The following is a 26,317-nucleotide window of genomic DNA, read 5'->3' as shown; positions in this document are numbered from 1 at the left end:
CTTGGGTCAGGGATGGACGTCACCGGGGGTGAGGCTGAGGAAGTCCTGCACGGTGGACTTCTGCCGGTGCCAGAGCGAGAGGGTCGAGCGCAGGGTGCCGGCGGTGGTCGGGCCGGTGGGGATCAGCGCCGCCATCCGGGCGGCCAGCCGCTGGGTGGAAGTGGCCTCGTCGGCCGCGAGCACGTTCAGGGCGTGCGCGGCAGTTCGGAGTTCCTTCGCCTCGCGCCGGATCAGATAGTCGGTCGCCACGCCGGGTGGCGGGTTGAGGTAGTAGAGCCAGCGGGCGACACGGACGCGGAGCATCCCGGCGGTCATCACCCAGTCGGTATGGACGTGCTTGTCGCTCTGACCGGCGGGCCCCGCGGCGGGAACGCGGCGCATCGCAGCTTCCAGGGCGACATGGGCCGTGCGGAGCAGGTGCCGCGGACTCCGCGGACGGACATCGGGTCGATCTTCGGCGTGCCCGAGGAACAGCTCGGCGTACCCGTCCAGCCCCTCCGGCCGCCACTGAGTGAGCGCAGCCGTCTTGCCGGGGCAGCGGGTCCGCGTCGCGAGCGCGGCGGCGGCGAACCAGCACGGGGCCAGGTAGTGCCAGGCCACGCAGTGGCGTCGGTACGAGACGATGTCCTCCGCCACGTTGTCGGTGCTGTCCGCCGCCAGCTGGTACCGGCCGCTCAGTCGCCCGTGGAGGATGCCCCTGTAGAACCGCTCGTCGACGTCGCACCACGACGCCATCTGGGCGCGGGACTTCCAGCGCTGGAAGTCCCGGGGGCTCCCGCTGATCAGCGACCAGGTCGCGAGCTCGGGCGCGGAGACGAGCCGTCCGTCCGCCTCGGCCATGGTGAACGCGAAGCCGGGCGGGTGCTCGAGGAGGCGTCGGTGGGATACCCCCCGACCGACTGCGGCGGTGTGCGCAGCGGCCAGGCGGTGGTTCCACTCCTCCCAGTCCGCAGGGGCCTGGGGGAGGAGAACCCGGACATCGATGTCGGAGTGGGGAGCCAGCAGGTCGGCCGGCTGCCACTTGTGTGTGAGCATCACCGCGCCGATGCCGTGGGCGTCCAGCTCGCGTTCGTACAGCGCTCCGAGCCCCAGGTAGAGGGACGGCGCTTTGACCACCATCATCACCGTTCCCCCGAGGAGGCGCGGGCGCAGGCGGGCCGGGCCGCGTCCGTGGTGAGCAGAGGCAGTACGGGCAGTACGGGGGCGCCCTCGGGACGCTCCATCCGGTCCCAGCGAAGGTCGTAGTCGACGTAGTGGAAGCCCTGCCAGGCGTCGTTGGCGTTGCGGTCGAGCATGGCCTGGAAGAGGTGGGCGAAGGCGTCGCCGAGGGTACCTTCGGTGAGGTGGGGCTTCAGGGGGATGTCACGATTGTGGAGGATGCAGGGGCGGGCGACGCCCGTGGGCGTGATCTTGATGCGGTTGGCGTCGGAGCAGGTGGCGCAGCTGGAGTTGGAGATGAAGCCGATCGAGCCCGCCCAGCCGTCCGGGCGGAGGTACTGCCCGGGGCTGCGGACCCCGAGCTCGTCCCTGCAGACCTCGCCGGCGTTCGCGAACCACTCGTGGAGACGGTCTCGGACCTCGGCCTCGCTGATGAACTCGGTGTCGAAGAGCGCCTGGGCGGGGCCGATGTTCTGGAGTTCGATCAGCCGGACGGCGATGGGCAGGTCGCGGGCGAGCTCGGCGACGGCGAAGGCGTCGTCCAGATAGGTGCGCTGGAGAACGCAGTTGATCTTCACGCGCAGGCCGAGGGAGAGGGCGGTGTCGAGGGTGCGCCGGGTGATGCGCGGGTCGCCGCCGCCCATGATCTCGGCGGATCGGTCGGGGGCGAGGCTGTGGAGGCTGAGGTTGAGGTACGTCAGGCCGGCGCGGTGGAGCTGTTCGACGCTCAGGCCGCGGCGCAGGTTGCCGTGGCTGGTCATGCCGATCGCGGCACCGGTCCCGAGACCGTCGGCCAGGCCCGCGATCACGTCGAGGATGTCCGCCCGGAGAGTCGGTTCGCCGCCGGAGCAGTGCGCCTTCTTGATCTTCCAGGCGCCGGCCTCGACGGCGATAGCCGCGTAGTCGGAGGCGGCCAGGGGACGGTCCTTGTGCCCGTAGTCCGGCATGCAGCGGGGCTTGCAGAACACACAGTCGAGGTTGCAGAGCGAGTTCAGGGTGAAGGCCAGGTAGGGGTGGTTGCGGCCGGTCGCGGCGAAGGCGGCGGCCAGGTCGCGGTGTCGTGTGGCGGGCATCGGTCAGCCTCCTACGAGGGGAGAACGGGCAGCGGGCACTTCGGCCAGACCGTTGAGCGGCTGGCCGGTGAGGTAGCGGCGCAGGTTGTCAGCGAAGAACGCGACCGCCTCGTTCATGTACGTGCGGCTGAGAGTGGAGCTCTTCGGCGTGAGGACGACCCGGGGGTGGAGCCGCAGCGGATGGCGGGCGGGCAGCGGTTTCGGGTCGAAGACGTCCAATGCGGCGCCGCGAAGGTGGCCGGTGTTGAGGGAGGCCAGGAGGGCAGCCTGGTCGACGGTCGACGCGCGGCCGAGGTTGAGGAAGAGGGACCTGGGCTTGAACGCCGTGAAGAGGTCGTGGTCGAAGAAGCGGTCCGTGGCCCGGGTGGCGGGCAGCAGATCGACCACCACGTCGGCGACGGCGACCGCCTGGTGCACCGCCGACGTGTGCATCCACGTGATCCCGCCCTCGGCGGCCACCGGCGGCGTCCGCCGTACGCCGATGACATCCATCCCGAAGGAGCGGGCCGCACGAGCGAGGTGTCCGCCGATACTGCCGCAGCCGACGATGGTCATCGTTGCCCCCGCGAGGTCGAAGAACTCCTCGGCCAAGTCGTCCTTCCACCAGGTCCGGTTCCGCTGGGCGAGCTGGCTCATGAACAACCCGCGGGAGAAGCCCAGGACCATCCCCATGGCGTGCTCGGCCATGGGCCTGCCGTGGAACCCGTACGAGCGAGTCAGAGCCACCCCGACGGAGTGGGCCTCGGCGACGGGCAGATGGTCGGTGCCGGCGGCCGGGGAGGCGATCCACCTCAGATGAGGCGCACCGAACAGCCACGACGGCTTGAACACCCAGCCGAAGTAGACGTTCGCCTCGGCCAGCTGATGCGGCACGGCCTCCTCGCTCGCCGTACGGAACTCGACACCAGGGAAGGCGGCCAGCAGCGCGCGCTCGTGCTCGGCGGACAATCGCCAGAAGGAGTGCGGGGACTCCAGTCTGATCAAGACCACCGGCCGGTTCATCGCGCTCGGCCCTTCGCGCTGGACGCCGGCACCAGAGCCCAAGGGGCGATGCGTTCGATGACGGAACCGATGCTGGCCTCGTAGTCGTGGCGCGAGCGCACCAGGGCCGCCCCTGCGCTCCGAAGCCGGTCGCGTTCGCGAGGCAGGACGGTCAGGGCGCGGTGGAGCGCGGAGGCCAGGGACCTGGCGTCACGGGGTGCGGCGGTGAAGCCGGTCTCGCCCTCGACGACGGTCTGGACCAGCCCGCCGGCCGTGGTCGCCACCACCGGGCCCGCTCCGGCCGCGAACGCCTCCAGAGGGATGCGACCGAAGGGCTCCTCCCGCGAAGGAACGACAACCGCACGCAGGGCCGGGTTGTGCAGCCAGGCGCGGATCGCGGGGGTGAAGCGGGTGATCAGAGTCGCGTCCAGGCCGTACGCCCGGATGCGCGCCGCCAGGTCCTCCTGGTACGAGGTCGGGCGCTCGTGTTCGTCCGAGGCCACCGCCGCCAGGACCAGGTGCGGAGCGCGGACCCCGCGCTCCTTGAGGATGCGCAGCGCTTCCAGGAGGTCGTCGAAGCCCTTCGTCGGCACGGCACGGCCCATGGCGAGAAGGAAGCCGGCGCGGGCCTTGAAGGGCAGGGGCGGTGCGCTCGTGGGCGGGGCCATCTCTTCCTGAATCAGCCCGTTCGGGACGCTGACGATGCTTCCTCGCGGGACGGCGTAACTGACGACGAGGTGGCCCCGCATGTGGGAGGAGATGGCACCGATCCGCCCGCCTCGGACGGTCGCTGCCCGCAGTGCGTCCCGCTCCCAGCGGACGCGGGACATGTCCTTGGGCCTTGTCAGCGCGGTCGTGGAGCGGGGTACGAGCAGCAGATCCGTGGTCGGCGAGGTGTAGGGGGCCAGCCCGAGGAACGGGACGTCGAGGCCGATGAGGAGGCACCGGCTCGCTCGATCAGCGATGCGTATGGCCGCTTCGCCTGCCAGATCGCACAGCTGTGTGGAACCGTGGATCGAGTCCGGCGCCGCCTGGACCTCCGGGATCGTGACGACGTCGGCCTCGGCCTGCCGCAACATCTGCTGGACCTCGTCGGCCCACCGCCGATCGTGGGCTCCTGCCGTCTCCGGCACGCGCGGGGTGATCACGGAGAGGCAGCCAGGCGGCAGCAGGCGGGCCAGGGCCGTGAGGAAGGCCCGGTTACTGAAGCCGGTGCCCGACGCCGCGCCGTAGAAGCCCTCGTGGAGGGCGACGACGACACGGGGCCGGCGAACTGCCGCCGGTACAGCGGCCGTGGGCGGGGGCGGTGGAGTGGCATGGTCGATGCGCACCGTGTGGTGCCTCCTTCGAAGAGGGGGAGCGCGGGCGTGGGCGTCAGGTGCTGGCGGTCGACGGGCTGGGCTCTCGTGTGAGTCGGCACCAGGCGCGGGTGCCATGGGCGCCAGTCGTCAGCGACCAGGCATCGGCCAGGGCCTCGACGATGACCAGCCCTCGTCCCGATTCGGCCTCCTCCTCGGGAACTGGAGGGGAGGACGGCGGGGAGTGGGAGCAGCCGCCGTCGGTGACGGTGATCTCAACCTCCAGGCCACCTGTGGTCGGTGTCGTGCGGTCGACGCACAGGACAAGGGGCGGGCTGCCCGAGGCGAAGGCGTTCGTCGCGAGCTCGGACGTGATCAGCCGGGCGTCATCGAGGAGGTCCGCCTCGGCGCCGTGTAGGGCGACCGCCACAGCCTCCCGGGCGATCTCGGCTGCCTTCGGCCCGTACGGCAGATCCGTGATCAGTGAGGTCGTGCCGGCGCTGCCGAAGTCGTCCTGCCTGGCGACGGAGGCCGACTGTACGACGTCTCGCTCCAGCACACTGCCAGGACGGCTTCGGGAGGTGCTCGTGCGGTGTCTCAAGGCCCACCCCTTTCTCCGTCGGCACCGAAGGCGGTGCCTTCCGCCGGGATCCAAGAACACCGGAGGAGGCCGGCCACGCAGGACCCGATCAACGGGTCAACTCGGTCAACTTCCTTGAGAAGAAGGTGAAACGGCCGCCCATGGGCGTCACCATGAGGGAGCGCGAGAAATGATGGACGAACCACTGGGGCAAGAGGTGGTCGCACGTGGCACCGCAGGCAGGGGAACCCAATGCCGTACTGGCTGGGTGCCTTGACGAACTCGGGTGGAGCCCGAAGGCGCTCGCTCGCAAGCTCAACAGGGTTTTCGGAGCGGGGACGGTGGCCGAGTCGGCGCCGTATCACTGGCGGGACGCCGGTTCACTGCCGCGCTCGCCGTTACCGATGATGGCCGCCTACGTGCTCTCCCAGGAACTGGGTAGACCTGTCTCGGTGGCCGAACTCTGGCAGGGCCGCGTGGGCGACTCCTCGGCGCTCGTTCCGGCCGACACGGATCTCGCACGGCCCTGGACCGTGCAGGGCATGGAGGCGATCGTGGAGGACTGGGTGATGGGAGGGCTCGTCGACCGACGCCGGTTCCTCGCGATCTCGGGCGCGGGGCTCCTCGCGATCGTCGCCCAGTACCTCGACGGCACCGCGGGGCGCGGCCAGTACGCGCCCAGGATCACGCCGTCCGCAGGTGCCGATCCGCTCGTGGACCAAGTCGAACAGCACCTTCCCATGCTCTCCGCCCTCGATGACGAGCACGGTGGAGCACGTCATCTCCCCTATGTGGGTGCACAGTTCCGCGCGGTCGGCCTGCTGATCCGCGAAGGCGGTCATGTTCCCGCCGTCGCGAGCCGCCTCATCCGCGCGCTCGCGGAGATCGGCCAGCTGGCTGGCTGGATGGCCTTCGACGCCGCCGACCACGGTCTGGCGCAGCGCTACTTCGCCACTGCGTTGCGGGCAGCACACCAGGTCAACGACTTGCCCCTCTGCGCCCACATCCTCGGTGACCTCTCCTTCCAGGCGGCCAGCCGGGGCCACCCGGCAGACGCCATCGCCCTCGGCGAGGCCGCCCGCCGCGCCAGCGACGCCGCCCCGCCGGTCGTCCGGGCATCCGTCCTGTCCCGGCTCGCGTACGCGTACGCCACCGCCGGCCGCGACAACGACTTCGCCCACGCCCGCGGGGCCGCTCGCGAACTGATCGCCAGCCGGGACGGCGGCCGAGAGGAACCCCGATGGATGTACTTCCTCACCGACAACCACCTGGACTGCCAGGCCGGTTACGGCCTCATCCAGATGGGCCGCGCCCAGCTGAAGGCGGACGGCGGCACGAGGGGACGGCGCCTCCTCGCCCAGGGGGCGGAGACGCTCCGGTCCGGGGCGTACGGCGTCCCGCGCGGCGATCCCAGCCAGCGCAGGGCCATGTTCGAAGGGGCCTGGCTGGCCCTGGGCCACAGCGCCCATGGTGACCTGGAGGTCGCCTGCGAGGTCGGCCAGATCGTCGCTGACCGCCTCGACGTCGTGCGCTCGCCTCGCAGCGAGGCCCTGCTCCACCAGCTCGCCGCAGACCTGCGCCGCCGACAGCGCAACGCCCACGTGCGCAGCTTCCTGCCAGTCCTGGAGCACGCCCTCGCCGAACACGCCCCGTCGACGCAACCCGGTCGTTAGGGTCAGGATCATGATCGCAGGGGAGCGCGTTGTCGTTGTCGGGGCCGGGGTGGCAGGGCTCACCACCGCTGTCGTTCTCGCCGAGGCCGGAGTCTCGGTGCACGTGGTCGCCGAGCAGGTGCCGGGTGTCACCTCGCTGGCGGCCGGGGCGATGTGGGGGCCGTACCTGGTCGAGCCGAAGGACAAGGTCGACCAGTGGGGACAAAGGTCGCTGGAGATCTTTCGGAAGCTGGCCGAGGACCCGTCCACGGGCGTCCGGCTCACCAGCGGCATCGAGGCGTCCCGTACGGCCGAGGCTCCACCGGACTGGGCCACCGCACTGCCCGGCTTCCGACCGTGCGAGCCGGCCGAACTGCCGGCAGGGTTTTCGGCCGGTTACCGGTTCACGGTGCCGCTGATCGACATGCCCGTCTACCTTGCCTACCTTCTGCGTCGGCTCGACACCGCTGGAGGAACGATCGAGCGGCGGCGCCTTGCCTCGCTCGCAGACGCCGCGCCCACTCCCGTGATCGTCAACTGCACGGGCCTTGGTGCGAGGAATCTGCTCCTAGACCCTGACCTTCGTCCCATCCGCGGACAGCACGTCGTCGTCACCAACCCGGGATTGACCGATTTCTTCTCCGAGGACACCGGCCTCTCCCCGGACCTCCTGTGCTTCTACCCCCACGGCGATACCGTCGTCCTGGGTGGCACAGCCATTGACAGTGAAGGTCACCTCGCCCCCGACGACACGGCGGCGGCCAGCATCCTGGCCCGCTGCGCCGCCGTCGAACCCCGCCTTGCTGGGGCCCGCGTTCTGGAGCACCGGATTGGTGCCAGACCGACCCGAGCCCGGGTCCGCGTGGAAGCAGAGTGGGTGGAGGGGGGCACCGTAATCTTGCATAACTACGGGCACGGAGGTGCCGGCGTCACGCTCTCGTGGGGCTGTGCCGAAGAAGCCGCAAGTCTCCTGACTGCCGGCGGGGGAGACGGGCGGTGAACGACCACCCGAGGAAGCCCTTCCTCTACGTCGTCGTCTGCGCCGCCGGCATCGCGGGCGACGCCCACAAGCTGATCACCGAGGCGCAGGAGCGGGGCTGGGGCGTCGGAGTCGTCGCGACACCGCAGGGACTCGGCTTCCTTGACACCGAGGCGGTCGAGGCCCAGACCGGCTTTCCGATCCGCTCGGCGTGGCGCAGACCGGGCGACGCGCGTCCGCTCCCGCCCGCCGACGCCATCGCCGTCGCGCCGGCCACGTTCAACACCGTCAACAAGTGGGCCGCCGGCATTGCCGACACCCTCGCGCTGGGCATCCTGTGCGAGGCGTACGGAATGGGGATCCCGACGGCTGTGCTGCCGTACGTGAACGCCGCCATGGCCGCGTACCCGGCGTACGGGCGGAGCCTGGAGCGGCTGCGGGAGATGGGCGTGAGGGTCGGGTCGTACGAGCCGCACCGGCCGAAGGCGGGCGGGGGAGCGGACCGCTTCCGGTGGGAGGAGGCGTTGGAGCTGCTGGAGGGCAAGACCGACTGCACATGATTCGGCACGCCTTCTCACCATCGTGGCGAACGTGTCCCCGCCGGAACGGGTTCGTTGTTCGGATCCGGGACAACGTGAATATTCCGCATCAGAGCGCGAGTGCTGTGACTTCGGGAAACACGATGTCTGTTCCTCCAGGGAATGCGCTCGGCGTTCCTTGGAAGAGCGGGCCCCGCCATGCGCCCCGGCAGGACCCGAACATGCGGTCAAGTGCTCAGAAGCCACATCCCCTACCCGGCCCCCTCGCTCACGGGAGCCGGGCGCGGCCATGTTCCTCAGGTCGGCTTCACCGAGTCCAGTCCCGGGCGGGTCCGCTGCCACTCCCCGCGTGTGAAGTCCGGGATCTCCTGTGGGGCCCCGCCCGCCTTGATCGAGGCGTGGCTGAGGGGTACCGGGGCCGTCCAGGTGGCGGCGTCGTACACGTCGAAGTCCGGGGGCAGGCCGAGCCTCATGCACTGCATCAGGCGGTAGACCATGATGTAGTCCATCCCGCCGTGCCCGCCCGGCGGATTGGCGTGCTCCTTCCAGAGCCAGTGGTCGAACTCGGCGGCGTAGGCCGAGAAGTCCCCCCACCGGTCGTCCGTGTGGTCCGGCTCGATGTAGACCCGGGCCGGGTAGTCCTCGAAGACCCCGCGCGTCCCGCCGAGGCTGTTGACCCTGCTGTACGGGTGCGGGGTGGACACGTCGTGCTCCAGGCGGATCACCCGGCCCTTGGCGGTCTGGACCACGCTGACCGTGCGGTCGCTCCCGACGTACGTCTCCTTCCAGCTCGGGTCGCCGGACGGCACGTGCTCCTCCCGGTACTCGGCCAGCCCGAGGGCCGGGGTGCCGAAGCTGCTGATGCTCACCGCCCGGTCGCCCCGGTTGATGTCCATGTAGGCGGCGACCGGACCGAAGCCGTGGTTGGGGTAGAGGTCGCCGCGCAGCCGGGTGTGCCACAGCCGGCGCCAGGGCCCCTCGTAGTACGTCGGCGAGAACATCAGGGACCGCAGGTCGTGGTTGTACGCCCCCGCCCCGTGCAGCAGCGTGCCGAACTTGCCCGCGTGCGCCATCCGCAGGACCCGCATCTCGGTCCGGCCGTAGCAGCAGTTCTCCAGCTGCATACAGTGCCGCCGGGTCCGCTCCGACAGGTCGACCAGCTCCCACAGCTCGTCGAGCCGCATCGCGACCGGACACTCCACGCCGACGTGCTTGCCGTTCAGCATCGCGGTCCGGGCGATCGCGAAGTGGCTGTCCCAGGGGGTCGCCACGTACACGAAGTCGAGGTCGGTGCGGGCGCAGAGGTTCGCGTGGTCCTCCTCGCCCTTGGTGTACAGGGCGGGGGCCGGCTGTCCGGCGGCCACGACCTTCGCGGCGGCCTTCTCGGCCTTCTCCCGCACCGGATCGCAGACGGCGACCACCCGCACCCAGGGCAGGGACAGATAGAGGCCGAGCATGGAGCCGCCGCGGTTGCCGAGGCCGACCAGACCGATCCGCACCGTCGAGCGGCCGGGGAAGGGGACGCCGGCCATGGTGGCGCTCCGGCGTCCGGGCGCCACCGGGGCGGCGGGCGCGGGGACGGCGGCCGGAGCGGGCCCGGCGGGCGCGACGGCCCGGGCGGTTCCCGTTCCGGCGGCGAGGCCGAGGCCCGCTCCGGCCGCTCCCGCCGTGGTCCTGAGGACCTTGCGGCGGCTCGGGGTGGGCGGGGTCTGCTCGTTCACGGAACCTCCCGGAGCTGTGTGCACGGCTGTCGCGCGAATCCCGCACAGGACCCTGGCCCCGGCGGCCGGCGGCCCGTGGGGGCGCCGGCGGGACACGGGCAGACGGATGATCGGACTGTACTGTTCCGGACCCCGCGCGGAGCCGTACCCGCCTGCGCACCTCACCCGAACGGACGAAGGGCCCCTCACCGTCCGGGGTGAGGGGCCCTGCTGACCGGGGAACGCAAGGGGTTTGACGGGGGGTCAGGGGCGGGTGGCCCGCTCCAGGGCGATCAGCGCCGACAGATAGGTCCGGCCCGTCGCCCGGTCCATCCCGATCTCGCACATCCGGTTGGCCGAGAGGTGCGCGTCGAACGGCCGGGACGTGACCTCGGCCGCCTCCCGGGCCGTCGCCGACGCCGTCAGCTCCGGGTGCAGCATCCCCCGGTCGCCCGCGAAGGCGCAGCAGCCCGCGTCGGCGGGGACGACGACCTCCTCCGCGCAGGCACCGGCCAGTTCGGTCAGCCGGTCCTCGTCGCCCAGGTGCCGCATCGAGCACGTCGGATGGACGACGGCGGAGCCGACCCGGCGGCGCACGTCGAGCCGGGGGAGCAGCTCGTCCGCTGCCCACACGAGCGAGTCCACCACCGTGAGTCCGGCGTGCAGCTCCCGGTTCTCCTCCGTCAGGTACGGCACCACCTCGTGCGCGATGCCGAGCGTGCACGAGGAGGCGTCCACCACGAGCGGCAGCCGTCCGCCCGCCGTCCACCCCCAGGCCGCCTCGACGATCCGGTTCGCCATCACCTCGTTGCCCCGCTCGTACCCCTTGGAGTGCCAGATCGTCGCGCAGCAGGTGCCGGCCACGTCGTCCGGGATCCACACCGGCCGCCCGGCCCGCGCCGACACCGCGACGACGGCCTCCGGCAGCGAGGGGCCGGGCTCGCCGTCCGGATCGCCGAAGATCCGGTTCACGCAGGCCGGGTAGTAGACGGCGACCGCCGCCGGGCGGTGGGTACGGGGCAGCCGGCGCCGGGCCGCTCCGGGGACCTCCGGCAGCCACTCCGGTACGAGGTCGGGGCGGACGGCCCGGCGGGCGAGACCGGTCACCGACTCCACGACCCGGTCGCCGATCCGGTCGGCGGCGGCGACCGCGAGCCGCGCGGAGGCCTCCACGGCCCGGAAGTTCTTCGCGGTCAGGGCGGCGATCCGCTCCTCGCCCGGCGAGTGCCGCTCGTGCCGGAACTCCTTCATGAGGGCGCCCGTGTCGATGCCGACCGGACAGGCCAGCTTGCAGGTGGAGTCACCGGCGCAGGTGTCGACGGCGTCGTACCCGTACTCCTCCAGGAGCCGGGTCTCGACCGGCGAGCCGTCGTTCTGCCGCAGCATCTCCCGGCGCAGCACGATCCGCTGGCGCGGAGTGGTCGTCAGGTCGTGGCTGGGGCAGGTCGGTTCGCAGAAGCCGCACTCGATGCAGGGGTCGGCGATCCGCTCCACGGCCGGGATCGTCTTCAGGCCGCGCAGATGGGCCTGCGGGTCGCGGTCCAGGATGATCCTCGGGGCCAGCACCCCGGCCGGGTCGAAGGCCTCCTTGATCCGCCACATCAGCTCGGTCGCCCGCGTCCCCCATTCCAGCTCCAGGAAGGGCGCGATGTTGCGGCCGGTGGCGTGCTCGGCCTTCAGGGAGCCGTCGAAGCGCTCCACGGTCAGCTTGCAGAACTCGTCCATGAAGGCCGCGTACCGCTCGACGTCGGCCGGGTCGGCCGCGTCGAAGGCGAGCAGGAAGTGGAGGTTGCCGTGGGCCGCGTGACCGGCCACGGCCGCGTCGAAGCCGTGCCGGGCCTGGAGGTCGAGCAGCGCGGCGCAGGCCTCCGCGAGCCGGGCCGGCGGCACCGCGAAGTCCTCGGTGATCAGGGTGGTGCCGGAGGGGCGCGAGCCGCCGACCGCCGTCACGAACGCCTTGCGGGCCTTCCAGTAGCCGCCGATCCGCTTCGGGTCGCGGGTGAACGCGTTCTCCACGGACGCCACCGGGGCGACCAGGTCGAGCCCGGTCAGGACCGCGTCCGCCGCCCGCTCGTACGCCTCCAGGGCGGCGGTGTCCGGGGCCCGGAACTCGACCAGGAGCGCGGTGGTGTCCTTCGGCAGCTCCGCCCAGTCGGCGGGCACGCCCGCCACGCTGACCGAGGCCCGCAGCGTGTTGCCGTCCATCAGCTCGACGGCGATCGCCCCGGCGTCGTTGAACGGCGGCACGGCAGCGGCGGCGGCCGGGAGCGAGGGGAAGAAGAGCAGGGCCGTGGAGACCTCGCGGTCCAGCGGCAGGGTGTCGAAGACGACCTCGGAGAGGAAGCCGAGGGTGCCCTCGGAGCCCACCATGAGGCCCCGCAGGATCTCGACCGGGGTGTCCCCGTCGAGGAAGGCGTCGAGCCGGTAGCCGTTGGTGTTCTTGAGGGTGTACTTGGCCCGGATGCGGGCGGTCAGTTCGGCGTCCGCCTCGATCTCGGCCTTCAGCGCCAGCAGCTCCGCGCAGAGCGCCGGCTCGGCGCGCGCCAGCTCCTCGTCGGCGTCCGGGCCGGCGGTGTCGACCACGGTGCCGCTCGGCAGGACGGCGGTGAGCGAGGCGACGGTCCGGTACGAGTTGCGGGTCGTCCCGGCCGTCATGCCCGAGGCGTTGTTGGCGACGACGCCGCCGATCGTGCAGGCGATGGCGCTCGCGGGGTCGGGGCCGAGGATCCGCCCGTACGGGGCGAGCGCCGCGTTGGCCCGGACGACGGTGGTGCCGGGGCGGATCCGGGCGCGGGCGCCGCCGTCCAGGACCTCGACGCCGGCCCAGTGGCGGCGCACGTCCACCAGGACGTCCTCGCCCTGTGCCTGCCCGTTGAGGCTGGTCCCGGCGGCCCGGAAGACCACCTCGCGGCCCTTGCCGTGCGCGTACGACAGGACGGCGGAGACGTCGTCCAGGTCCTCGGCGACCACGACGACCTGCGGGACGAAGCGGTAGGGGCTCGCGTCCGAGGCGTAGCGGACCAGGTCGGAGATCCTTCCGAGCACCTTCCCGGGGCCGAGGATCCCGGTCAGCTCCTCGCGCAGCCGGCGCGAGGTCCCCTTGGCGTGCAGCTCCGGGACCCGGTCCGGGGCCGGGGTCCGTTCCCGGCCGGGACGGAGGGCCTGCGGGTCGGGTTCCAGCAGCGGCATGGCACGGCTCCCCTTCGGCGCGATCCCGTCCCCGGGAGGTCAGCGGCCGCCCTCCGGGCCGGGGTCGACCAGGGCGGTCAGCAGGCCCCCGAGCACCTCGCGCTGTTCGGCGGTCAATGGAGCAAGGATGTCCTCCGCGGCGGCCCGGCGCGCGCTGCGCAGCTCCCGCAGCGTGGCGCGGCCCGCGTCGGTGAGCTCGATCCGGATCACCCGGCGGTTGTCCGGGTCGGGTGCCCTGCGCACCCGGCCGGCCGCCTCCAGGCCGTCGACGAGGCTGGTCACCGCCCTGGGGACGACCTCCAGACGGGCCGCGAGGTCGGCCATCCGGGGCGGCTCCACGAAGGCGGCGACCGTGCGCAGGAGCCGGGACTGCGCGGGGGTGATGCCGACCGGCTCCAGATGGCGCTTCTGGATGCGGTGCAGCCGGCGGGTGAGCCGGAGCAGCTGCTCGGCGAGGAGCCCGTCGGCGTCGGAGGCGCGCGGCCCGCCGGTGCGGCCGGGGACACGGACCTCGCCCGTCCCGTCCGTCCCGTTCGTCTCGCCCATCCCGCACGTCTCGTCCGCGCGGTCCGTCCCGTCCGCTCCGTTCGTGCGGTCGGGAGCGTCCGGATCACTCGTACGGTCGGTAGTGCTCATGACGGGAACAATATCAGGACGCCGTTCATTGTGAGTATAGGTAACAGTGACCTATGCTCTGATCGACACCGCACCCCCGAAGGAGCCCATGCGCCCCCACGACCCGCCCGAATGGACGCCCCCGCCCCGTGACCCCGGAGAACCGAAGGAGCCCGCCCAGGTGCGGCGCATCCTGCGGCTCTTCCGGCCCTACCGCGCGCGCCTGGCGCTCGTCGGCCTCCTGGTCGGCGCCGCCTCGCTCGTCACGGTCGCCTCGCCGTTCCTCCTCAGGGAGATCCTGGACGTCGCGATCCCCCAGGGCCGCACCGGCCTGCTCACCCTGCTCGCCCTCGGCATGATCGTCACCGCTGTCCTGACCAGCGTCTTCGGCGTCCTCCAGACCCTGATCTCGACCACCGTCGGCCAGCGCGTCATGCACGACCTGCGCACCGCGGTCTACGAGCAGCTCCAGCGGATGCCGCTCGCCTTCTTCACGCGCACGCGTACCGGCGAGGTCCAGTCTCGCATCGCCAACGACATCGGCGGGATGCAGGCGACCGTGACCTCCACGGCCACCTCCCTCGTCTCCAACCTCACCGCCGTCGTCGCGACCGTCGTCGCCATGCTCGCCCTCGACTGGCGGCTCACCCTCGTCTCGCTGCTCCTGCTGCCGGTCTTCGTCTGGATCAGCCGCCGCGTCGGCCGCGAGCGCAAGCGGATCACCACCCGGCGCCAGAAGCAGATGGCCGCCATGGCCGCCACCGTCACCGAGTCCCTCTCGGTCAGCGGCATCCTGCTCGGCCGCACCATGGGTCGCTCCGACTCGCTGACCAGGGCCTTCGCCGAGGAGTCCGAGCGCCTGGTCGACCTGGAGGTGCGCTCCTCCATGGCCGGGCGCTGGCGGATGTCCGTCATCGGCATCGTCATGGCCGCCATGCCCGCCCTGATCTACTGGGTCGCCGGACTGACGACCGGACCGGCCGGCACCACGATCTCCCTCGGCACGCTCGTCGCCTTCGTCTCGCTCCAGCAGGGCCTCTTCCGGCCCGCCGTCAGCCTGCTCTCCACCGGCGTGCAGATGCAGACCTCCCTCGCGCTCTTCCAGCGCATCTTCGAATACCTCGACCTGCCCGTCGACATCACCGAGCCCGCCGAGCCGGTCCGGCTGCCGGAGGTCCGCGGCGAGGTCTCCTTCGAGAAGGTCGGATTCCGCTACGAGCCCGGCGCCCCCGGCCGCCCGACCCTGGACGCCGTCGACCTGACCGTCCCCGCCGGCGGCAGCCTGGCCGTCGTCGGCCCGACCGGCTCCGGCAAGTCCACCCTCAGCTACCTGGTGCCCCGGCTGTACGACGTCACCGACGGGCGCGTCACCCTCGACGGGGTCGACGTGCGCGACCTGGACTTCGACACCCTCGCCCGCGCGGTCGGCGTCGTCTCGCAGGAGACGTACCTCTTCCACGCCTCCGTCGCCGACAACCTCCGCTTCGCCAAGCCGGACGCCACCGACGAGGAGATCGAGGCCGCCGCCCGCGCCGCCCAGATCCACGACCACATCGCCTCGCTCCCGGACGGCTACGACACCCTGGTCGGCGAGCGCGGCTACCGCTTCTCGGGCGGCGAGAAGCAGCGCCTCGCCATCGCGCGCACCATCCTGCGCGACCCGCCCGTGCTGATCCTCGACGAGGCGACCAGCGCCCTGGACACCCGGACCGAGCACGCCGTGCAGCAGGCCATCGACGCCCTGTCGGCGGGCCGCACCACGATCACCATCGCCCACCGGCTCTCCACCGTCCGCGACGCCGACCAGATCGTCGTCCTGGAGGAGGGGCGGATCGCGGAGCGCGGGACGCACGAGGAGCTGCTCGCCCGGGACGGACGGTACGCGGCCCTGGTCCGCAGGGACGGCGCCACGGCCTTCGAGGCGGCCGTCTCCCGGTCCGCGTGAGCGTTCCGGAAGGCGGGCGCCCGGCCGCCGTACGGGGCCGTCGCGTGCGGGGTTCCCCGGATTCCCGTACGGGCCGGGTTAGCGTGCGGCCATGACGTACCGGCCGACACCGTACGCACCCCCGCACCGCCCCCGCCCCCGGCTCACCCGCCGAGGACGGCTGGTGCTCCTCCTCGGGGCCGTCCTCGCCGTGGCCGCGGCGGTCGCCGTCCCCCTGCTGCTCGCCCGCGACGAGCGCCCGGCCGCCGAGCGGCCCCGCCCCCTGCTCGTCCCGGAGGGCCGCCGCTCCGCCCAGGTCTACGCCTCCGTCGACCGGGCCCTCGGACTGCCCGGGGGCACCGCCCGGAAGACCGCGACCGCGCCCGGCACCGCCCTCCCGCTGCCCGCCGAGGCCCGCGGCAACCCCGAGGGCTACCTCTTCCCCGCCACCTATCCGGTCCTCTCCACCACCACGCCGGAGGAACTGCTGCGCTTCATGGTGGACACGGCCGGAAAGCGGTTCGGCACCGCGAAGGTCGCCGAGGGCGCCAAGGCCCACGGGATGAGCGTGTACGAGGCGGTGACCGCGGCCAGCATCGTCCAGGCCGAGGCCGACAACCCGGACGACATGGCCAAGGTCGCCCGGGTCGTCCACAACCGGCTCGCCCGGGGCATGGCCCTCCAGATGGACTCGACCCTCAACTACGCGCTCGACCGCAGCACCGTGGACACCACCCGCGAGGACACCCGCTCCACGAGCCCGTACAACACCTACGCGCACAAGGGGCTGCCGCCGACCCCCATCGGCAACCCGGGGGAGCAGGCCCTGGACGCGGTGGTCGGTCCGGCGGACGGGGACTGGCTCTACTTCGTCACGGTGGCCCCGGGCGACACCCGCTTCACCGCCGACTACGCCTCGCACCAGGCGAACGTGGCCGAGTTCAACGCCAACCGGAGGTCGGGCAGACCCTGAGACGGCGGGAACCCGTCGGTCGGCGCGAACGCGTCAGCAGGCGGAAATCCGTCGGCCGACGGGGACGGATCAACCGGTGGGCACGGCCGCCCGGTCCCCTTCGCGAGTGCCGTCCCGGTCCCCTTCGCGGCGCAGCAGCCGCCGGACGCCGGAGACCGCCGCGCGCCCGGCCCGGTTGGCGCCGATCGTCGAGGCCGAGGGGCCGTAGCCCACGAGGTGGACGCGCTCGTCCCGTACCGCGCGCGTGCCCTCCAGCCGGATGCCGCCGCCCGGCTCCCGCAGCCGCAGCGGGGCCAGGTGGTCGATCGCGGCCCGGAAGCCGGTCGCCCACAGGATCACGTCCACGTCGACGCTCCGGCCGTCGTCCCAGGCCACCCCGGTCGGGGTGATCCGGTCGAACATCGGGAGCCGGTCCAGGATCCCGCGCGCGCGGGCCGCCCGGATCGCGTCGTTGAGGGGGAGGCCGGTGACCGAGACGACGCTCCTCGGGGGAAGTCCGCGCCGCACCCGCTCCTCCACGAGCGCGACGGCCGCCCGGCCCTCCGCCTCGCCGAACGTCCCCTCGCGGAAGACGGGCTCGCGCCGGGTCACCCAGAACGTGTCGGCGGCGACCTCCGCGATCTCCATCAGGTGCTGGGTGCCGGAGGCCCCGCCGCCCACCACCAGCACCCGCGCGCCGGCGAACTCCTCCGGGCCCGGGTATCCGGCGGTGTGCAGCTGACGGCCCCGGAAGGTCTCCTGGCCCGGGTAGCGCGGCCAGAAGGGACGGTCCCAGGTGCCGGTGGCGTTGATCAGGGCCCGGGTCGCGTAGACGTCCTCCGAGGTCTCCACCCGCAGCCGGCCGCCCTCGCCCTCCCGGACGGCGGTGACGTCCACGGGCCGGTGGACCCGCAGGCCGAAGGTCCGCTCGTACGCGTCGAAATAGGCGCCGATCACCTCGGAGGAGGGGCGCGAGGGGTCCGCGCCGGTCAACTCCATCCCGGGCAGCGCGTGCATCCCGTGGACCTTGCCGTACGTGAGGGAGGGCCAGCGGAACTGCCAGGCGCCGCCCGGGCGCGGGGCGTGGTCGAGGACGACGAAGTCCCGGTCCGGCTCCAGGCCGGTGCGCCGCAGGTGGAAGGCGGCGGAGAGGCCCGCCTGTCCGGCGCCGATCACGACGACGTCCACCGCGCGGGCTTCCCCGACCGCCGCTTCTTCCCTCACGAAATCGTTCACGCTTCTACCAACCGGGGCGGGGGCGCGGATCTTCCCGCGTCCCCGCCCCGGTCGACGGCCCCGGCGGCCCCCGACGGCCTCCGACGACCGCCGCCGGTTCCTACCGGCCGCCGGGCACGAGCAGCGGGGCGCCGCCCGGCGCCGAGGCCGGACGCCCGTTCGCCGCCGGGACGCCCAGGAGCGGGGAGGCCGGGGGAGAGGGGAGCAGTCCGCGCGCGGCCAGCTCCGGCGTCACGCCCTCGCCGAACCAGTACGCCTCCTCCAGGTGCGGATAGCCCGACAGCACGAAGTGCTCCACCCCGAGGTCGTGGTACTCCTCGATCCGGTCCGCGACGTCGGCGTGGCTGCCGACGAGCGCGGTCCCGGCCCCGCCCCGCACCAGCCCCACGCCCGCCCACAGGTTCGGCGAGATCTCCAGCCGGTCGCGGTCGAGCGCGCCGCCCCGGTGCAGCGCCAGCATCCGCTGCTGGCCGACCGACTCGCTGCGGCCGAGGAGCTCCTGCGCGGCGGCGACCGTCTCGGCGTCGAGGTCGGAGAGCAGCCGGTCGGCGGTCGCCCAGGCCTCGCGGGCCGAGTCCCGGGAGATGGTGTGCAGCCGGATGCCGAACCGGACCGTCCGGCCGCGCTCCTCCGCGAGCCGCCGGATCCAGTCGATCTTCTCCTTCACCTGCCACGGCGGCTCGCCCCACGTCAGGTACACGTCCGCGTGCTCCGCCGCCACCGGCCCGGCCGCCTCGGACGAGCCGCCGAAGAAGATCTCGGGCAGCGGGTCCGGCGGCAGGGCCGTGAGTCCGCCCTCGATGCGGAAGTGCTCGCCCTCGAAGTCGTACGGCCGCCCGCCCCACACGCCCCGCACCACCGAGAGGAACTCGGCCGTGCGCGCGTACCGCCGGTCGTGGTCCAAGTGGTCGCCGAAGCGCCGCTGCTCGGCCGAGTCGCCGCCGGTCACCACGTTGAGCAGCAGCCGTCCCCGGGTGATCCGCTGGTACGTGGACGCCATCTGGGCCGCGAGCACCGGCGAGATCACCCCCGGCCGGAACGCCACCAGGAACTTCAGGCGCTCGGTGTGCTGGGCGAGCGCGACCGTCGTCAGCCAGGCGTCCTCGCACCACGTGCCGGTCGGGGTCAGCACCGCCTCGAAGCCCAACTGCTCGGCGGCCTTGGCGATCTGGACCAGATAGTCGATGTCGGGCGCGCGCACCCCGGACACGGTCCGGTTCCGGGTGATCCCGCCGTCCGTGTAGGCGTGCCGGTCGACGAGGGTCCGGCCGTCGCCGCCGGTCGGCAGGAACCAGTGCAGATGGACGCTCATCAGGAGGCCTTTCCGTAGCTGCGCGCCGCGGTGGTCGACGGCGGCAGGTCCTTGTTGAAACGGGTGTCCACGTAGTCCGCGAAGCGGAACTTCCTGGGGATCAGCTTGAGTTCGGCGAAGGTGTCGGCGATCTTCTGCTCGGAGGCGATGGCCGCCTCGTCGAGGGCGACGGGGACGCGGGTGCCGTTGCTGCGCTTCACGGAGGCCAGGGCCACCTCGTACGGCAGGCCGGTCTCCTTCGCCCAGGCCGTCGCCCACTCCTCGGGGTGCTCGTACACCCAGTCCTGGGCGCGGCGCAGCCGCTCGACGAAGTCGCCGATGGCCTTCGCCTTCTCCTCGTCGGCGAGCGCCGAGGGGGCGGCGACCTGGAAGTTGAGGCCGTTGACGGTCCCGCGTCCGTCGGTGAGGATCCGGCCCTTTCCGCTGAGCAGGACCTGCGAGGTGTACGGGTCCCAGACGGCCCAGGCGTCCACCTTGCCGGTGGTGAACGCGGCCAGGGCGTCGGCCGGCTGGAGCAGGGTGACCTGGACGTCGGACGGCTTCAGCCCGGCCTTCGCGAGCGCGGCGACGAGCTGGAAGTGGGCGGAGCTGCCCTGGGCGACGGCGACCTTCTTGCCCTTCAGGTCGCGCGCGGTGCGCAGCGGCGAGTTCTTGGGGACGAGGACCGCCTCGCCCGCCGGGTCGCCGTGGCTCGCGGCGACCACGGTGATCTTCGAGCCGGCGCCGGCGGCGAAGACGGGCGGGGTGTTGCCGACGGATCCTATGTCGACGGCCTTGGCGTTCACCGCCTCCAGGAGGGGTGGTCCCGAGGTGAACGTCGACCAGGTGACGCGGTACGGCAGGTCGTCGAGTTCACCGGCGGCGCGCAGCAGGGCCTCGGCGCCGCCCTTCTGGTCGCCGACGTTCAGGACGAGGGAGCCCTTGCCGTCGGTGTTCGAGCCCTCACCGGCGGCGGAGGCGCCGGAGCAGGCGGAGGCGAGGAGGGCCAGCGGCACGAGCAGGGCGGCGGCGGACAGACGGAAGGACTTCACGGGGGTTCTCTCCTCGGGAACGCAGGGGGACGCAGGGGATGCAGAGGGGTGCAGGGAGATGCACGGGGACGTATGGGGACCTACGGAGGCGTACGGAGGGGGCGGCGGGCACGTACGAAGGCGGGATCGGGGGAGGTGCGAGGGCGGGGCCGGGAGACGCGCGCGGGCGGGCGGGGGAGGTGCGGAGGTCACGCCGCCTTCCCGGTCGACTCCCCCTCCTCCACGCCGAGTTCGGCGAGCAGCCGGGTGCGGAGCGCGGCCAGCGCGGGATCACCGGGGGAGCGGGGCCGGTCCAGGTCGACGGCGGTGTCGTACGCGATGACGCCGTCCCGCATCACGAGCGCGCGGTCCGCGAGCAGCAGCGCCTCGTCCACGTCGTGCGTGACGAGCAGGACCGTGCAGCCGCGCCGCTGCCACAGCTCGGCCACCAGGCGCTGTGCTTTGATCCGGGTGAGCGCGTCCAGCGCGCCGAACGGTTCGTCGAGCAGCAGCAGGTCCGGATCCCGTACCAACGCCCTGGCGAGGGACGCGCGTTGGGCCTCGCCGCCGGAGAGGGTCTTCGGCCAGGCGCCCGAGCGCTCGCCGAGGCCGACCTCGGACAGGGCCTTCTCCGCGACCTCCCGGCCCGGCTTGCCCGGAAGCCCGAGCAGCACGTTGCGCCAGACCTTCTTCCAGGGCATGAGGCGCGGCGCCTGGAAGGCGACGGCGCGGCGGCGCGGGACGAGGACGGTCCCGGATATCTCCCGGTCGAGCCCGGCCAGGACGCGCAGCAGCGTGGACTTGCCGCAGCCGCTGTGCCCGAGCAGCGCGGTGAACTGCCCGGCGTGGAGGGTCAGATCGAGCCCGTCGACCACGGGACGGCCGTCGAAGGAGCGGGTGAGACCCTGGACGGTCACTGCCCGGTGAAGGTCGGTCGCCATTGCAGCAGCAGCCTTTCGAGAGTGCGGACGAGGGCGTCGGCGAGCAGGCCGAGGAAGGCGTAGACGACCAGGCAGACGACGATCACGTCCGTGCGGAAGAACTCCCGGGCCTGGTTCATGAGGAAGCCGATCCCGGCGTCGGCGTTGATCGACTCGCCGAAGACGAGCGCGAGCCAGGCGGTGGCGAGCGAGTACCGCAGACCGGTCATGGCGCCGGGCAGCGCGCCCGGCAGGACGACGTGCCGGACCAGGCCCCACCGGCCGAGCCCCAGGGACTCGCCGGCCTCGACGAGTTGGGCGTCGACGCCCCGGATCCCGGCGTACACGTTCAGATAGAGGTGGAAGGCGACGCCCAGGGCGATGAGCGCGACCTTCGGGGCCTCCCCGATGCCCAGCCAGATGATGAACAGCGGGATGAGCCCGACTCAGGGCACCGTCCGCAGCATCTGCACGGGGGCGTCGACGAGGTCCTCCCCGAGGCGCGAGAGCCCGGAGACCAGGGCGAGCGCGATCCCCACCGCCCCGCCGAGCAGCAGGCCCACGGCGACCCGCCGCAGCGAGACCCCCATCGCGTGCGGCAGCGTGCCGTCCCCGATCAGCTCGCCGGCCGCCCGGGCGATGGTCCCCGGCGAGGCGAGCACGTCCGCCGGCAACACCCCGGCCGAGCTCGACAGTTGCCAGCCGAGGAGCAGCAGCAGCGGTCCCACGGTCCGGCGCAGCCAGCGGGGGACGGAGAAGCCGCGCCCGGGCCCCCGTGCGGGAGTGAGGGACTCGACGTCCGGATCGGGCAGAACCGATATGTCGGGCGCGGCAGGGGCCGAGGGGGGTGGGGCATGGTCGACCGTCATGACGGACTCCGGGAGGGAGGGGGCGGCGAGGGTACGCGTCAGCGCCCGTGGGCGCGGAACGGGCGCGCGCACACGGCGATCAGGGCGTCAGGAGGGGGCGAAGAACGGTGAAAGGGCGTCAGCGGCCGCGGCGACACGCGGCGGAGGCCACCCGCAGCAGGTCGATGTGACCGCGCGTGGTGAGCAGGGCTGTACGCAACATGGCGCGAACGTAGCGGCCACCCCGCACCGGGTCAACGGCGTCTCGGAGGGTGGACGCGCCGTCCCGCCGGTCGGAACGGGGTGCGGCCGTGCCCCTCGCACCGGTGGGGCGCCCGGCGACCGGACGAACGCGGCCGGAGGCGAAGCCAATTGGCGCGTTCGCGGAACAGCGGAGCCACGGCCGGGCCAGAATGGCCGCCGGAGCTCGTCGAACGGGGAGGGCGCTGTGGCATCGCGGCGTGTACGGGCATGGGCCGGGGCGGTTCTGGGCGGCATCGGCCTGGTCGCCCTGGGGGTGTTCTTCGTCCGTTCCGGTCTGGAGTCCGCCGATCGTCTGGCCAGTGTCATCGGGGTGTTCGTGGGAATCGCCGGCCTGGCGCTCGCCGCCTACGGAACGGTGCAGACCCGCCGGACCCCTTCCGGTCCGCCCGCCGGGCACCACGGGGACGTCGTCAACGTCGTCCGCGACGCGACGGTGGAGGGGGCGGTCCTCCAGGCACGGGACGTGACGGCCGGGCGGGGTCCTCGCGGAAGGGCCCCGTACCCCGGTGGCGTCTCCAACTCGGTGGAGAACTCGACGGTGCGGGGCGATCTGACGCAGTCCCGCGACACCTTCGGCGACGCCCCGCACCCGGCCGGCGGACGAACGGACGAATGACCTCCCGCAGCCGCGCGCCCGCGCACGAGGAGTGACCACCGACGAGGAGAGGCGAGACGTATGGACCCGCGGCGCGAGGAGGACTCCGGCACCCGCAACGAAGTCAGGGGGAGGGTCGACGGCGGCATCGTCCAGATCGGGACCCTGGTCGACTCCTCGCCGTCCAAACGGTGGTTGTTCCTCGCGGGCCTGCCCGTCCTCGCCGTCCTCGCGACGGTGGGCGGCGTCCTCGCCCTCCGGCAGGACGATCCCGGGCCGCTCCGTACCGCCGACGCCAAGGTGAGGACCGAAGCCGTGGCCGACTCCACCACGAACAACTGGGAATGCGGCGACTCGGCGGTCGTGCCCGGCCTCGACGTCGGAGCCGAGGGCCTGCCCATGGTGCGCGCGTTCCCCCGTGGCGGCGTCCAGGCCGACGGAAGCGTCATCACGGTCGTCCTCCAGGGGACCACGCAGGAGGAACTCGTCCTGACCGGGGCACGCACGGTGATCGTCTCCCGGCGCCCGCCCCTCAAGGGGCCGCACCTGGCCGCCGTCTGCGCGTCGGACGTCCCCGTCCGCGCCTTCGAAGTCGACCTCGACGTCGACGGCGCCCCCCTGGTGCCCGTGCCCGACCCCCGTCCGGACGCCGAGCAGAAGAGGGTCACGAGATGGCCGTACGCCATCAAGGAGGGGGACGCGGAACATTTCGTCATCAGCCCGAAGACCATGAAGTACGACACCGAGTTCCGCATCGTCGTCCACTGGAGCAGCGGAGGGTCCAAGGGGGAGGTCGTCCTGGACGACCACGGCAAGCCCTTCCGCTACACCGCCACCACCGCCGCCGACCCGCTGTGCGTGGTCCAGGACCCGGACGGGGCATACCGCCATCTGCCGGCGGCGTCACCGCGCTGCCCGGGGAAGAGCTGATGCGCGCCGCACCGGCCGCGCGGGGCCGGTCCCGGACCCGCCGGGGCGGACGGCTCCTGGCCCCGGTGGCGGCGGCCCTCCTCCTGGTGCCGGCGTGCCAGGGATCCGGGGACTCCCGGAAGGACCGCGAGCCGGACCCCGCGACCATCCAGTGGGTCCGGGTGCCCCAGGAGGACACGTCGTACGTCTTCCACGGCCTGCGGCCCCTCCAGGTCACCGCGACCTCGACGGAGTTCCTCGTCCTGGGCGTTCCGTACCGGAGGACGGGCGGGCTCTACGGCTCCCGGGACGGCCGGACCTGGTACGAGACCGGCCCCGAGGCGGCGTTCGTGGACCACGTCGCCGCGACCGCCGACGGCGCCACCCTGGCGGGCAACGCGCCGAACGCCGGCACGACCGTGCCGGCCGTGTGGCGGTCCACCGGGAAGGGGAAGTGGGGCCCCGCGGAGATCCTGGCCGGCGGCGGCCCGTCCGACGAGGTGCTGGGCCTGGCCCGGGGCCCCCGGGGCAGCGTCGTCGTCGCGCACGACGGCGGACCGTTCGGCGAGGAGCAGCCTTCCGACGACTCCTACCGGGGAGAGTCCCTGCGTCTGTGGACCGCCGGGAAGGGAGGGGGTTTCGGCCAGCCCCACGTGGTGCCCTGTCCGGCGTCACCGAAGCTGGAACCCGAGGTGTCGGTCCTCGCCGACGCACACGGCTTCGTCGTGTCGGCGCAGTGCACCGACAAGGCGTTCACGTCGAAGCGCGTCGTCCTCACCTCCGCCGACGGCACGACCTGGAAGAGCCGTCCCGAGCTCTTCAGGGGGGAGCTGAACGGCGCCGGGGCGACGGGTCCCCGTGGCAGCGTCCTGATCAGTCACCCCGAGAGCACGGACGAGGAACCTGGCCTGTACGTGTCCACCTTCTGGAGCCGGGGCGGCGAGGAGACGTGGACCGCCGGTGAGCCGATGGACGTGGGCCGCCTCCCCGATCAGGGGGTCGTCCCGAGGAAGTTCCAGTCCGTCAGCGGGGTGAGCGCCGTCACCGGCGGCTACATCGCCTCGGGCCGGGCCTTCGACGCCCTCCACGGGGAGTCCGTCGGCGCCCTGTGGACGTCGGCGGACGGCCGGCGCTGGACCAAGGCGCCGACCGGGAAGAACCTCTTCCACGAGGTCTACGGCCTGGACGGCGCCGCCGAACTCGACGGAACGGTCATCGCGCTGGGCGTGGGAGCCGCGCCCGACACCAGCGAGGGATCCGCGCCCGACGGCAGCGAGGAACCCGCGCCGACGCGTCTCTGGATCGGCCGCTACGGCGCCCGGCCCGCACTCGACCGGCCGTCGGGGCTCGCGCCCTTCGTGGGGACCTGGAGCTGGGGCCACGGCAACATCGTGATCGACCCCGAGGGACGGTTCACCTACCGGTGGCGTCTGTACAAGGACTGCGCCACGGAGCCGGCGCCCTGCGACAACGGGCCGGAGTGGGGCGGCAGGGCCACGGGGAAGCTCACGCCCGCCGCCGGGGGAGTCCTCCGCGGCCGCCTGGAGACGACGAACAGGCCGGACGAGGAGGGCTACCGCCGGAACGCGGTCGTCGAGCTGCGACGGGCGCCCTACAGCGCGGTGTGGATGACCGTGGCGGGCCGGCCGCACGGAATCTTCTGCGCGGGGGGAGAGGCGGACGCCCGCTGCGTCGCCGCGCACGGATGACCCCCGTTCCACGAGCGGGCACGTCCGCGTCACGACCCCGCCCCGTACCGGCCCGGGGCGGCCGGGGACGGTCCGGTCCTTCCCGCGTGCCACCCGGCCCCGGCGTCGGCCGCACGGACTGCGGCGCGCGTGCGATCCGAGCCCGGCCACGGCGCACGGTCCGCGCCCCGGCCGGCGACCCCGCCCCGAGGCCACGGAAGAACACGGAACGTAAGCCGGACCCCGCCCGGTCGCCGTGCGCCGGTTCCGGCGCGCCGCCGGGCAGGCCCTAGGCTGCGAACCGCACAGGCCACGACCCAGGAGCACCCCCATGACCGACCGCGACCGGACCCACCCCTACCCCGACGCCCTCCGGCCGGACGCGGTGCCCGTGCCGCACCCCCTGCTCGCGCCGGTCCTCGGGCTGCTGGGGGTCTGGACCGGCCGGGGGAAGGGCGGATATCCGTCGCTCGACGAGGACTTCGCGTACGAGCAGGAGGTCGTCTTCAGCCACGACGGGCGGCCCTTCCTCCACTACGAGGCGCGCGCCTGGCTGGTCGACGGGGACGGCGCCCCGCTGCGGCCCTCGGCGCGGGAGAGCGGCTGGTGGCGGCTCCAGCCGGAGGGGCGCGTCGAGGCGCTGATCACCCAGCCCACCGGCATCGCGGAGATCTCCGTCGGCCGCGCGGACGGCGGCACGGTCGACCTCGCCACCCACGAGGTCGCCCTCGCCCCCACCGCCAAGCGGGTCGACGCCACCCGCCGCCGCTACACCCTCGCCGGCCCGGACACGCTCGACTTCGTCCACGACCTCGCGGCCGTCGGCCGCCCCCTCCAGCACCACCTGGGCGCACGGCTCCACCGGACCGCCTGAGGCCGCGCGCGCCGGTCGCGC

The 26,317-nt window shown here is 72.9% G+C and carries 21 protein-coding genes and 1 pseudogene; 9 read left to right on the top strand and 13 right to left on the bottom strand.

Annotated elements, in window-relative coordinates; translation table 11 throughout:
- Positions 1-6 precede the first annotated feature (6 nt).
- The 5 genes from ACIQVI_RS21945 to ACIQVI_RS21925 are packed head-to-tail and all read right to left on the bottom strand — an operon-like array spanning position 7 to position 5,069.
- Positions 7-1,122 carry a hypothetical protein gene (locus tag ACIQVI_RS21945; RefSeq protein WP_403598313.1) on the bottom strand — a complete coding sequence of 372 codons (1,116 nt, stop codon included), beginning with the start codon at positions 1,120-1,122 and terminating at the stop codon, positions 7-9.
- Entirely contained in the window at positions 1,122-2,231 is a 1,110-nt protein-coding gene (locus tag ACIQVI_RS21940) for a radical SAM protein (RefSeq protein WP_403598310.1), read from the bottom strand. Before ACIQVI_RS21940 ends, ACIQVI_RS21945 begins: the two co-directional genes overlap by 1 nt.
- A gap of 3 nt (positions 2,232-2,234) precedes the next feature.
- Positions 2,235-3,233 carry a D-2-hydroxyacid dehydrogenase gene (locus ACIQVI_RS21935; protein ID WP_403598307.1) on the bottom strand — a complete coding sequence of 333 codons (999 nt, stop codon included), beginning with the start codon at positions 3,231-3,233 and terminating at the stop codon, positions 2,235-2,237.
- Entirely contained in the window at positions 3,230-4,543 is a 1,314-nt protein-coding gene (locus ACIQVI_RS21930) for a glycosyltransferase family 4 protein (RefSeq protein WP_403598304.1), read from the bottom strand. The genes ACIQVI_RS21935 and ACIQVI_RS21930 overlap by 4 nt, the downstream gene beginning before the upstream one ends.
- A gap of 43 nt (positions 4,544-4,586) precedes the next feature.
- Positions 4,587-5,069 carry an ATP-binding protein gene (locus ACIQVI_RS21925; protein WP_403598301.1) on the bottom strand — a complete coding sequence of 161 codons (483 nt, stop codon included), beginning with the start codon at positions 5,067-5,069 and terminating at the stop codon, positions 4,587-4,589.
- 248 nt (positions 5,070-5,317) lie between these two features.
- Here ACIQVI_RS21925 and ACIQVI_RS21920 point away from each other — a divergent pair, with 248 nt between their 5' ends.
- Genes ACIQVI_RS21920 through ACIQVI_RS21910 form a run of 3 tightly spaced genes read left to right on the top strand, consistent with a single transcriptional unit; the run spans position 5,318 to position 8,281 of the window.
- Positions 5,318-6,763, top strand: a complete 1,446-nt coding sequence (locus ACIQVI_RS21920) for a carph-isopro domain-containing protein (RefSeq protein ID WP_403598298.1) — start codon at positions 5,318-5,320, stop codon at positions 6,761-6,763.
- 10 nt (positions 6,764-6,773) lie between these two features.
- Positions 6,774-7,742, top strand: a complete 969-nt coding sequence (locus ACIQVI_RS21915) for an FAD-dependent oxidoreductase (protein WP_403598295.1) — start codon at positions 6,774-6,776, stop codon at positions 7,740-7,742.
- Positions 7,739-8,281: a flavoprotein gene (locus ACIQVI_RS21910; protein WP_403598292.1), complete on the top strand. Its 543-nt coding sequence runs from the start codon at positions 7,739-7,741 to the stop codon at positions 8,279-8,281. Before ACIQVI_RS21915 ends, ACIQVI_RS21910 begins: the two co-directional genes overlap by 4 nt.
- Before the next feature lie 275 nt (positions 8,282-8,556).
- Here ACIQVI_RS21910 and ACIQVI_RS21905 read toward each other — a convergent pair whose 3' ends face one another.
- From ACIQVI_RS21905 to ACIQVI_RS21895, 3 genes are all read right to left on the bottom strand, one after another.
- Positions 8,557-9,981, bottom strand: a complete 1,425-nt coding sequence (locus tag ACIQVI_RS21905; protein WP_403598289.1) for a Gfo/Idh/MocA family protein — start codon at positions 9,979-9,981, stop codon at positions 8,557-8,559.
- Positions 9,982-10,224: 243 nt separating this feature from the next.
- The gene (locus ACIQVI_RS21900) at positions 10,225-13,149 is read right to left on the bottom strand and encodes an FAD-binding and (Fe-S)-binding domain-containing protein (protein WP_403598287.1); all 2,925 of its coding nucleotides are present in this window, start codon (positions 13,147-13,149) and stop codon (positions 10,225-10,227) included.
- Positions 13,150-13,188: 39 nt separating this feature from the next.
- Positions 13,189-13,785 carry a MarR family winged helix-turn-helix transcriptional regulator gene (locus ACIQVI_RS21895; RefSeq protein ID WP_403598284.1) on the bottom strand — a complete coding sequence of 199 codons (597 nt, stop codon included), beginning with the start codon at positions 13,783-13,785 and terminating at the stop codon, positions 13,189-13,191.
- 88 nt (positions 13,786-13,873) lie between these two features.
- Here ACIQVI_RS21895 and ACIQVI_RS21890 point away from each other — a divergent pair, with 88 nt between their 5' ends.
- Positions 13,874-15,709: an ABC transporter ATP-binding protein gene (locus tag ACIQVI_RS21890; protein ID WP_351972266.1), complete on the top strand. Its 1,836-nt coding sequence runs from the start codon at positions 13,874-13,876 to the stop codon at positions 15,707-15,709.
- A gap of 91 nt (positions 15,710-15,800) precedes the next feature.
- A complete protein-coding gene (gene mltG / locus ACIQVI_RS21885) occupies positions 15,801-16,661 on the top strand; it encodes an endolytic transglycosylase MltG (protein WP_403598281.1) in 861 nt (286 codons plus the stop codon).
- 69 nt (positions 16,662-16,730) lie between these two features.
- Here mltG and ACIQVI_RS21880 read toward each other — a convergent pair whose 3' ends face one another.
- From ACIQVI_RS21880 to ACIQVI_RS21860, 5 genes and pseudogenes are all read right to left on the bottom strand, one after another.
- The gene (locus ACIQVI_RS21880; RefSeq protein ID WP_403598278.1) at positions 16,731-17,876 is read right to left on the bottom strand and encodes an NAD(P)-binding domain-containing protein; all 1,146 of its coding nucleotides are present in this window, start codon (positions 17,874-17,876) and stop codon (positions 16,731-16,733) included.
- 100 nt (positions 17,877-17,976) lie between these two features.
- The gene (locus ACIQVI_RS21875) at positions 17,977-19,188 is read right to left on the bottom strand and encodes an LLM class flavin-dependent oxidoreductase (RefSeq protein ID WP_403598275.1); all 1,212 of its coding nucleotides are present in this window, start codon (positions 19,186-19,188) and stop codon (positions 17,977-17,979) included.
- The gene (locus ACIQVI_RS21870; protein ID WP_403598272.1) at positions 19,188-20,219 is read right to left on the bottom strand and encodes an ABC transporter substrate-binding protein; all 1,032 of its coding nucleotides are present in this window, start codon (positions 20,217-20,219) and stop codon (positions 19,188-19,190) included. Before ACIQVI_RS21870 ends, ACIQVI_RS21875 begins: the two co-directional genes overlap by 1 nt.
- 188 nt (positions 20,220-20,407) lie before the next feature.
- Positions 20,408-21,139: an ABC transporter ATP-binding protein gene (locus ACIQVI_RS21865; RefSeq protein WP_351971898.1), complete on the bottom strand. Its 732-nt coding sequence runs from the start codon at positions 21,137-21,139 to the stop codon at positions 20,408-20,410.
- Positions 21,112-21,987 (bottom strand): annotated as a pseudogene (locus ACIQVI_RS21860) (ABC transporter permease). Before ACIQVI_RS21860 ends, ACIQVI_RS21865 begins: the two are co-directional and overlap by 28 nt.
- Before the next feature lie 427 nt (positions 21,988-22,414).
- Between ACIQVI_RS21860 and ACIQVI_RS21855 the strand changes: the two are divergent.
- The 4 genes from ACIQVI_RS21855 to ACIQVI_RS21840 all read left to right on the top strand — a co-directional run bounded on the left by ACIQVI_RS21855 (position 22,415) and on the right by ACIQVI_RS21840 (position 26,296).
- Complete coding sequence (locus tag ACIQVI_RS21855) at positions 22,415-22,846, top strand: hypothetical protein (RefSeq protein WP_403598269.1); 432 nt, start codon at positions 22,415-22,417, stop codon at positions 22,844-22,846.
- Positions 22,847-22,906: 60 nt separating this feature from the next.
- Positions 22,907-23,755, top strand: coding sequence for a hypothetical protein (locus ACIQVI_RS21850; protein WP_403598266.1), 849 nt, complete (start codon positions 22,907-22,909; stop codon positions 23,753-23,755).
- On the top strand, positions 23,755-25,443 hold the full coding sequence (locus tag ACIQVI_RS21845; protein WP_403598263.1) for a hypothetical protein: 1,689 nt from the start codon (positions 23,755-23,757) through the stop codon (positions 25,441-25,443). The genes ACIQVI_RS21850 and ACIQVI_RS21845 overlap by 1 nt, the downstream gene beginning before the upstream one ends.
- A 310-nt stretch (positions 25,444-25,753) precedes the next feature.
- Positions 25,754-26,296 carry an FABP family protein gene (locus tag ACIQVI_RS21840; protein ID WP_403598261.1) on the top strand — a complete coding sequence of 181 codons (543 nt, stop codon included), beginning with the start codon at positions 25,754-25,756 and terminating at the stop codon, positions 26,294-26,296.
- The last annotated feature ends 21 nt before the right edge of the window (positions 26,297-26,317 follow it).

The sequence above is a fragment of the Streptomyces sp. NPDC098101 genome (genome assembly GCF_044760185.1).
Classification (GTDB): domain Bacteria; phylum Actinomycetota; class Actinomycetes; order Streptomycetales; family Streptomycetaceae; genus Streptomyces.
This window is presented reverse-complemented; position numbering and strand designations above follow the sequence as displayed.

Excerpts from the sequence above, each read along its gene's own strand:
- ACIQVI_RS21945 (WP_403598313.1), bottom strand. The coding sequence starts at position 1,122 with ATGATGGTGGTCAAAGCGCCGTCCCTCTACCTGGGGCTCGGAGCGCTG.
- ACIQVI_RS21940 (WP_403598310.1), bottom strand. The coding sequence starts at position 2,231 with ATGCCCGCCACACGACACCGCGACCTGGCCGCCGCCTTCGCCGCGACC.
- ACIQVI_RS21935 (WP_403598307.1), bottom strand. The coding sequence starts at position 3,233 with ATGAACCGGCCGGTGGTCTTGATCAGACTGGAGTCCCCGCACTCCTTC.
- ACIQVI_RS21915 (WP_403598295.1), top strand. The coding sequence starts at position 6,774 with ATGATCGCAGGGGAGCGCGTTGTCGTTGTCGGGGCCGGGGTGGCAGGG.
- ACIQVI_RS21900 (WP_403598287.1), bottom strand. The coding sequence starts at position 13,149 with ATGCCGCTGCTGGAACCCGACCCGCAGGCCCTCCGTCCCGGCCGGGAA.
- ACIQVI_RS21895 (WP_403598284.1), bottom strand. The coding sequence starts at position 13,785 with ATGAGCACTACCGACCGTACGAGTGATCCGGACGCTCCCGACCGCACG.
- ACIQVI_RS21890 (WP_351972266.1), top strand. The coding sequence starts at position 13,874 with ATGCGCCCCCACGACCCGCCCGAATGGACGCCCCCGCCCCGTGACCCC.
- mltG (WP_403598281.1), top strand. The coding sequence starts at position 15,801 with ATGACGTACCGGCCGACACCGTACGCACCCCCGCACCGCCCCCGCCCC.
- ACIQVI_RS21875 (WP_403598275.1), bottom strand. The coding sequence starts at position 19,188 with ATGAGCGTCCATCTGCACTGGTTCCTGCCGACCGGCGGCGACGGCCGG.
- ACIQVI_RS21865 (WP_351971898.1), bottom strand. The coding sequence starts at position 21,139 with ATGGCGACCGACCTTCACCGGGCAGTGACCGTCCAGGGTCTCACCCGC.
- ACIQVI_RS21850 (WP_403598266.1), top strand. The coding sequence starts at position 22,907 with ATGGACCCGCGGCGCGAGGAGGACTCCGGCACCCGCAACGAAGTCAGG.
- ACIQVI_RS21845 (WP_403598263.1), top strand. The coding sequence starts at position 23,755 with ATGCGCGCCGCACCGGCCGCGCGGGGCCGGTCCCGGACCCGCCGGGGC.
- ACIQVI_RS21840 (WP_403598261.1), top strand. The coding sequence starts at position 25,754 with ATGACCGACCGCGACCGGACCCACCCCTACCCCGACGCCCTCCGGCCG.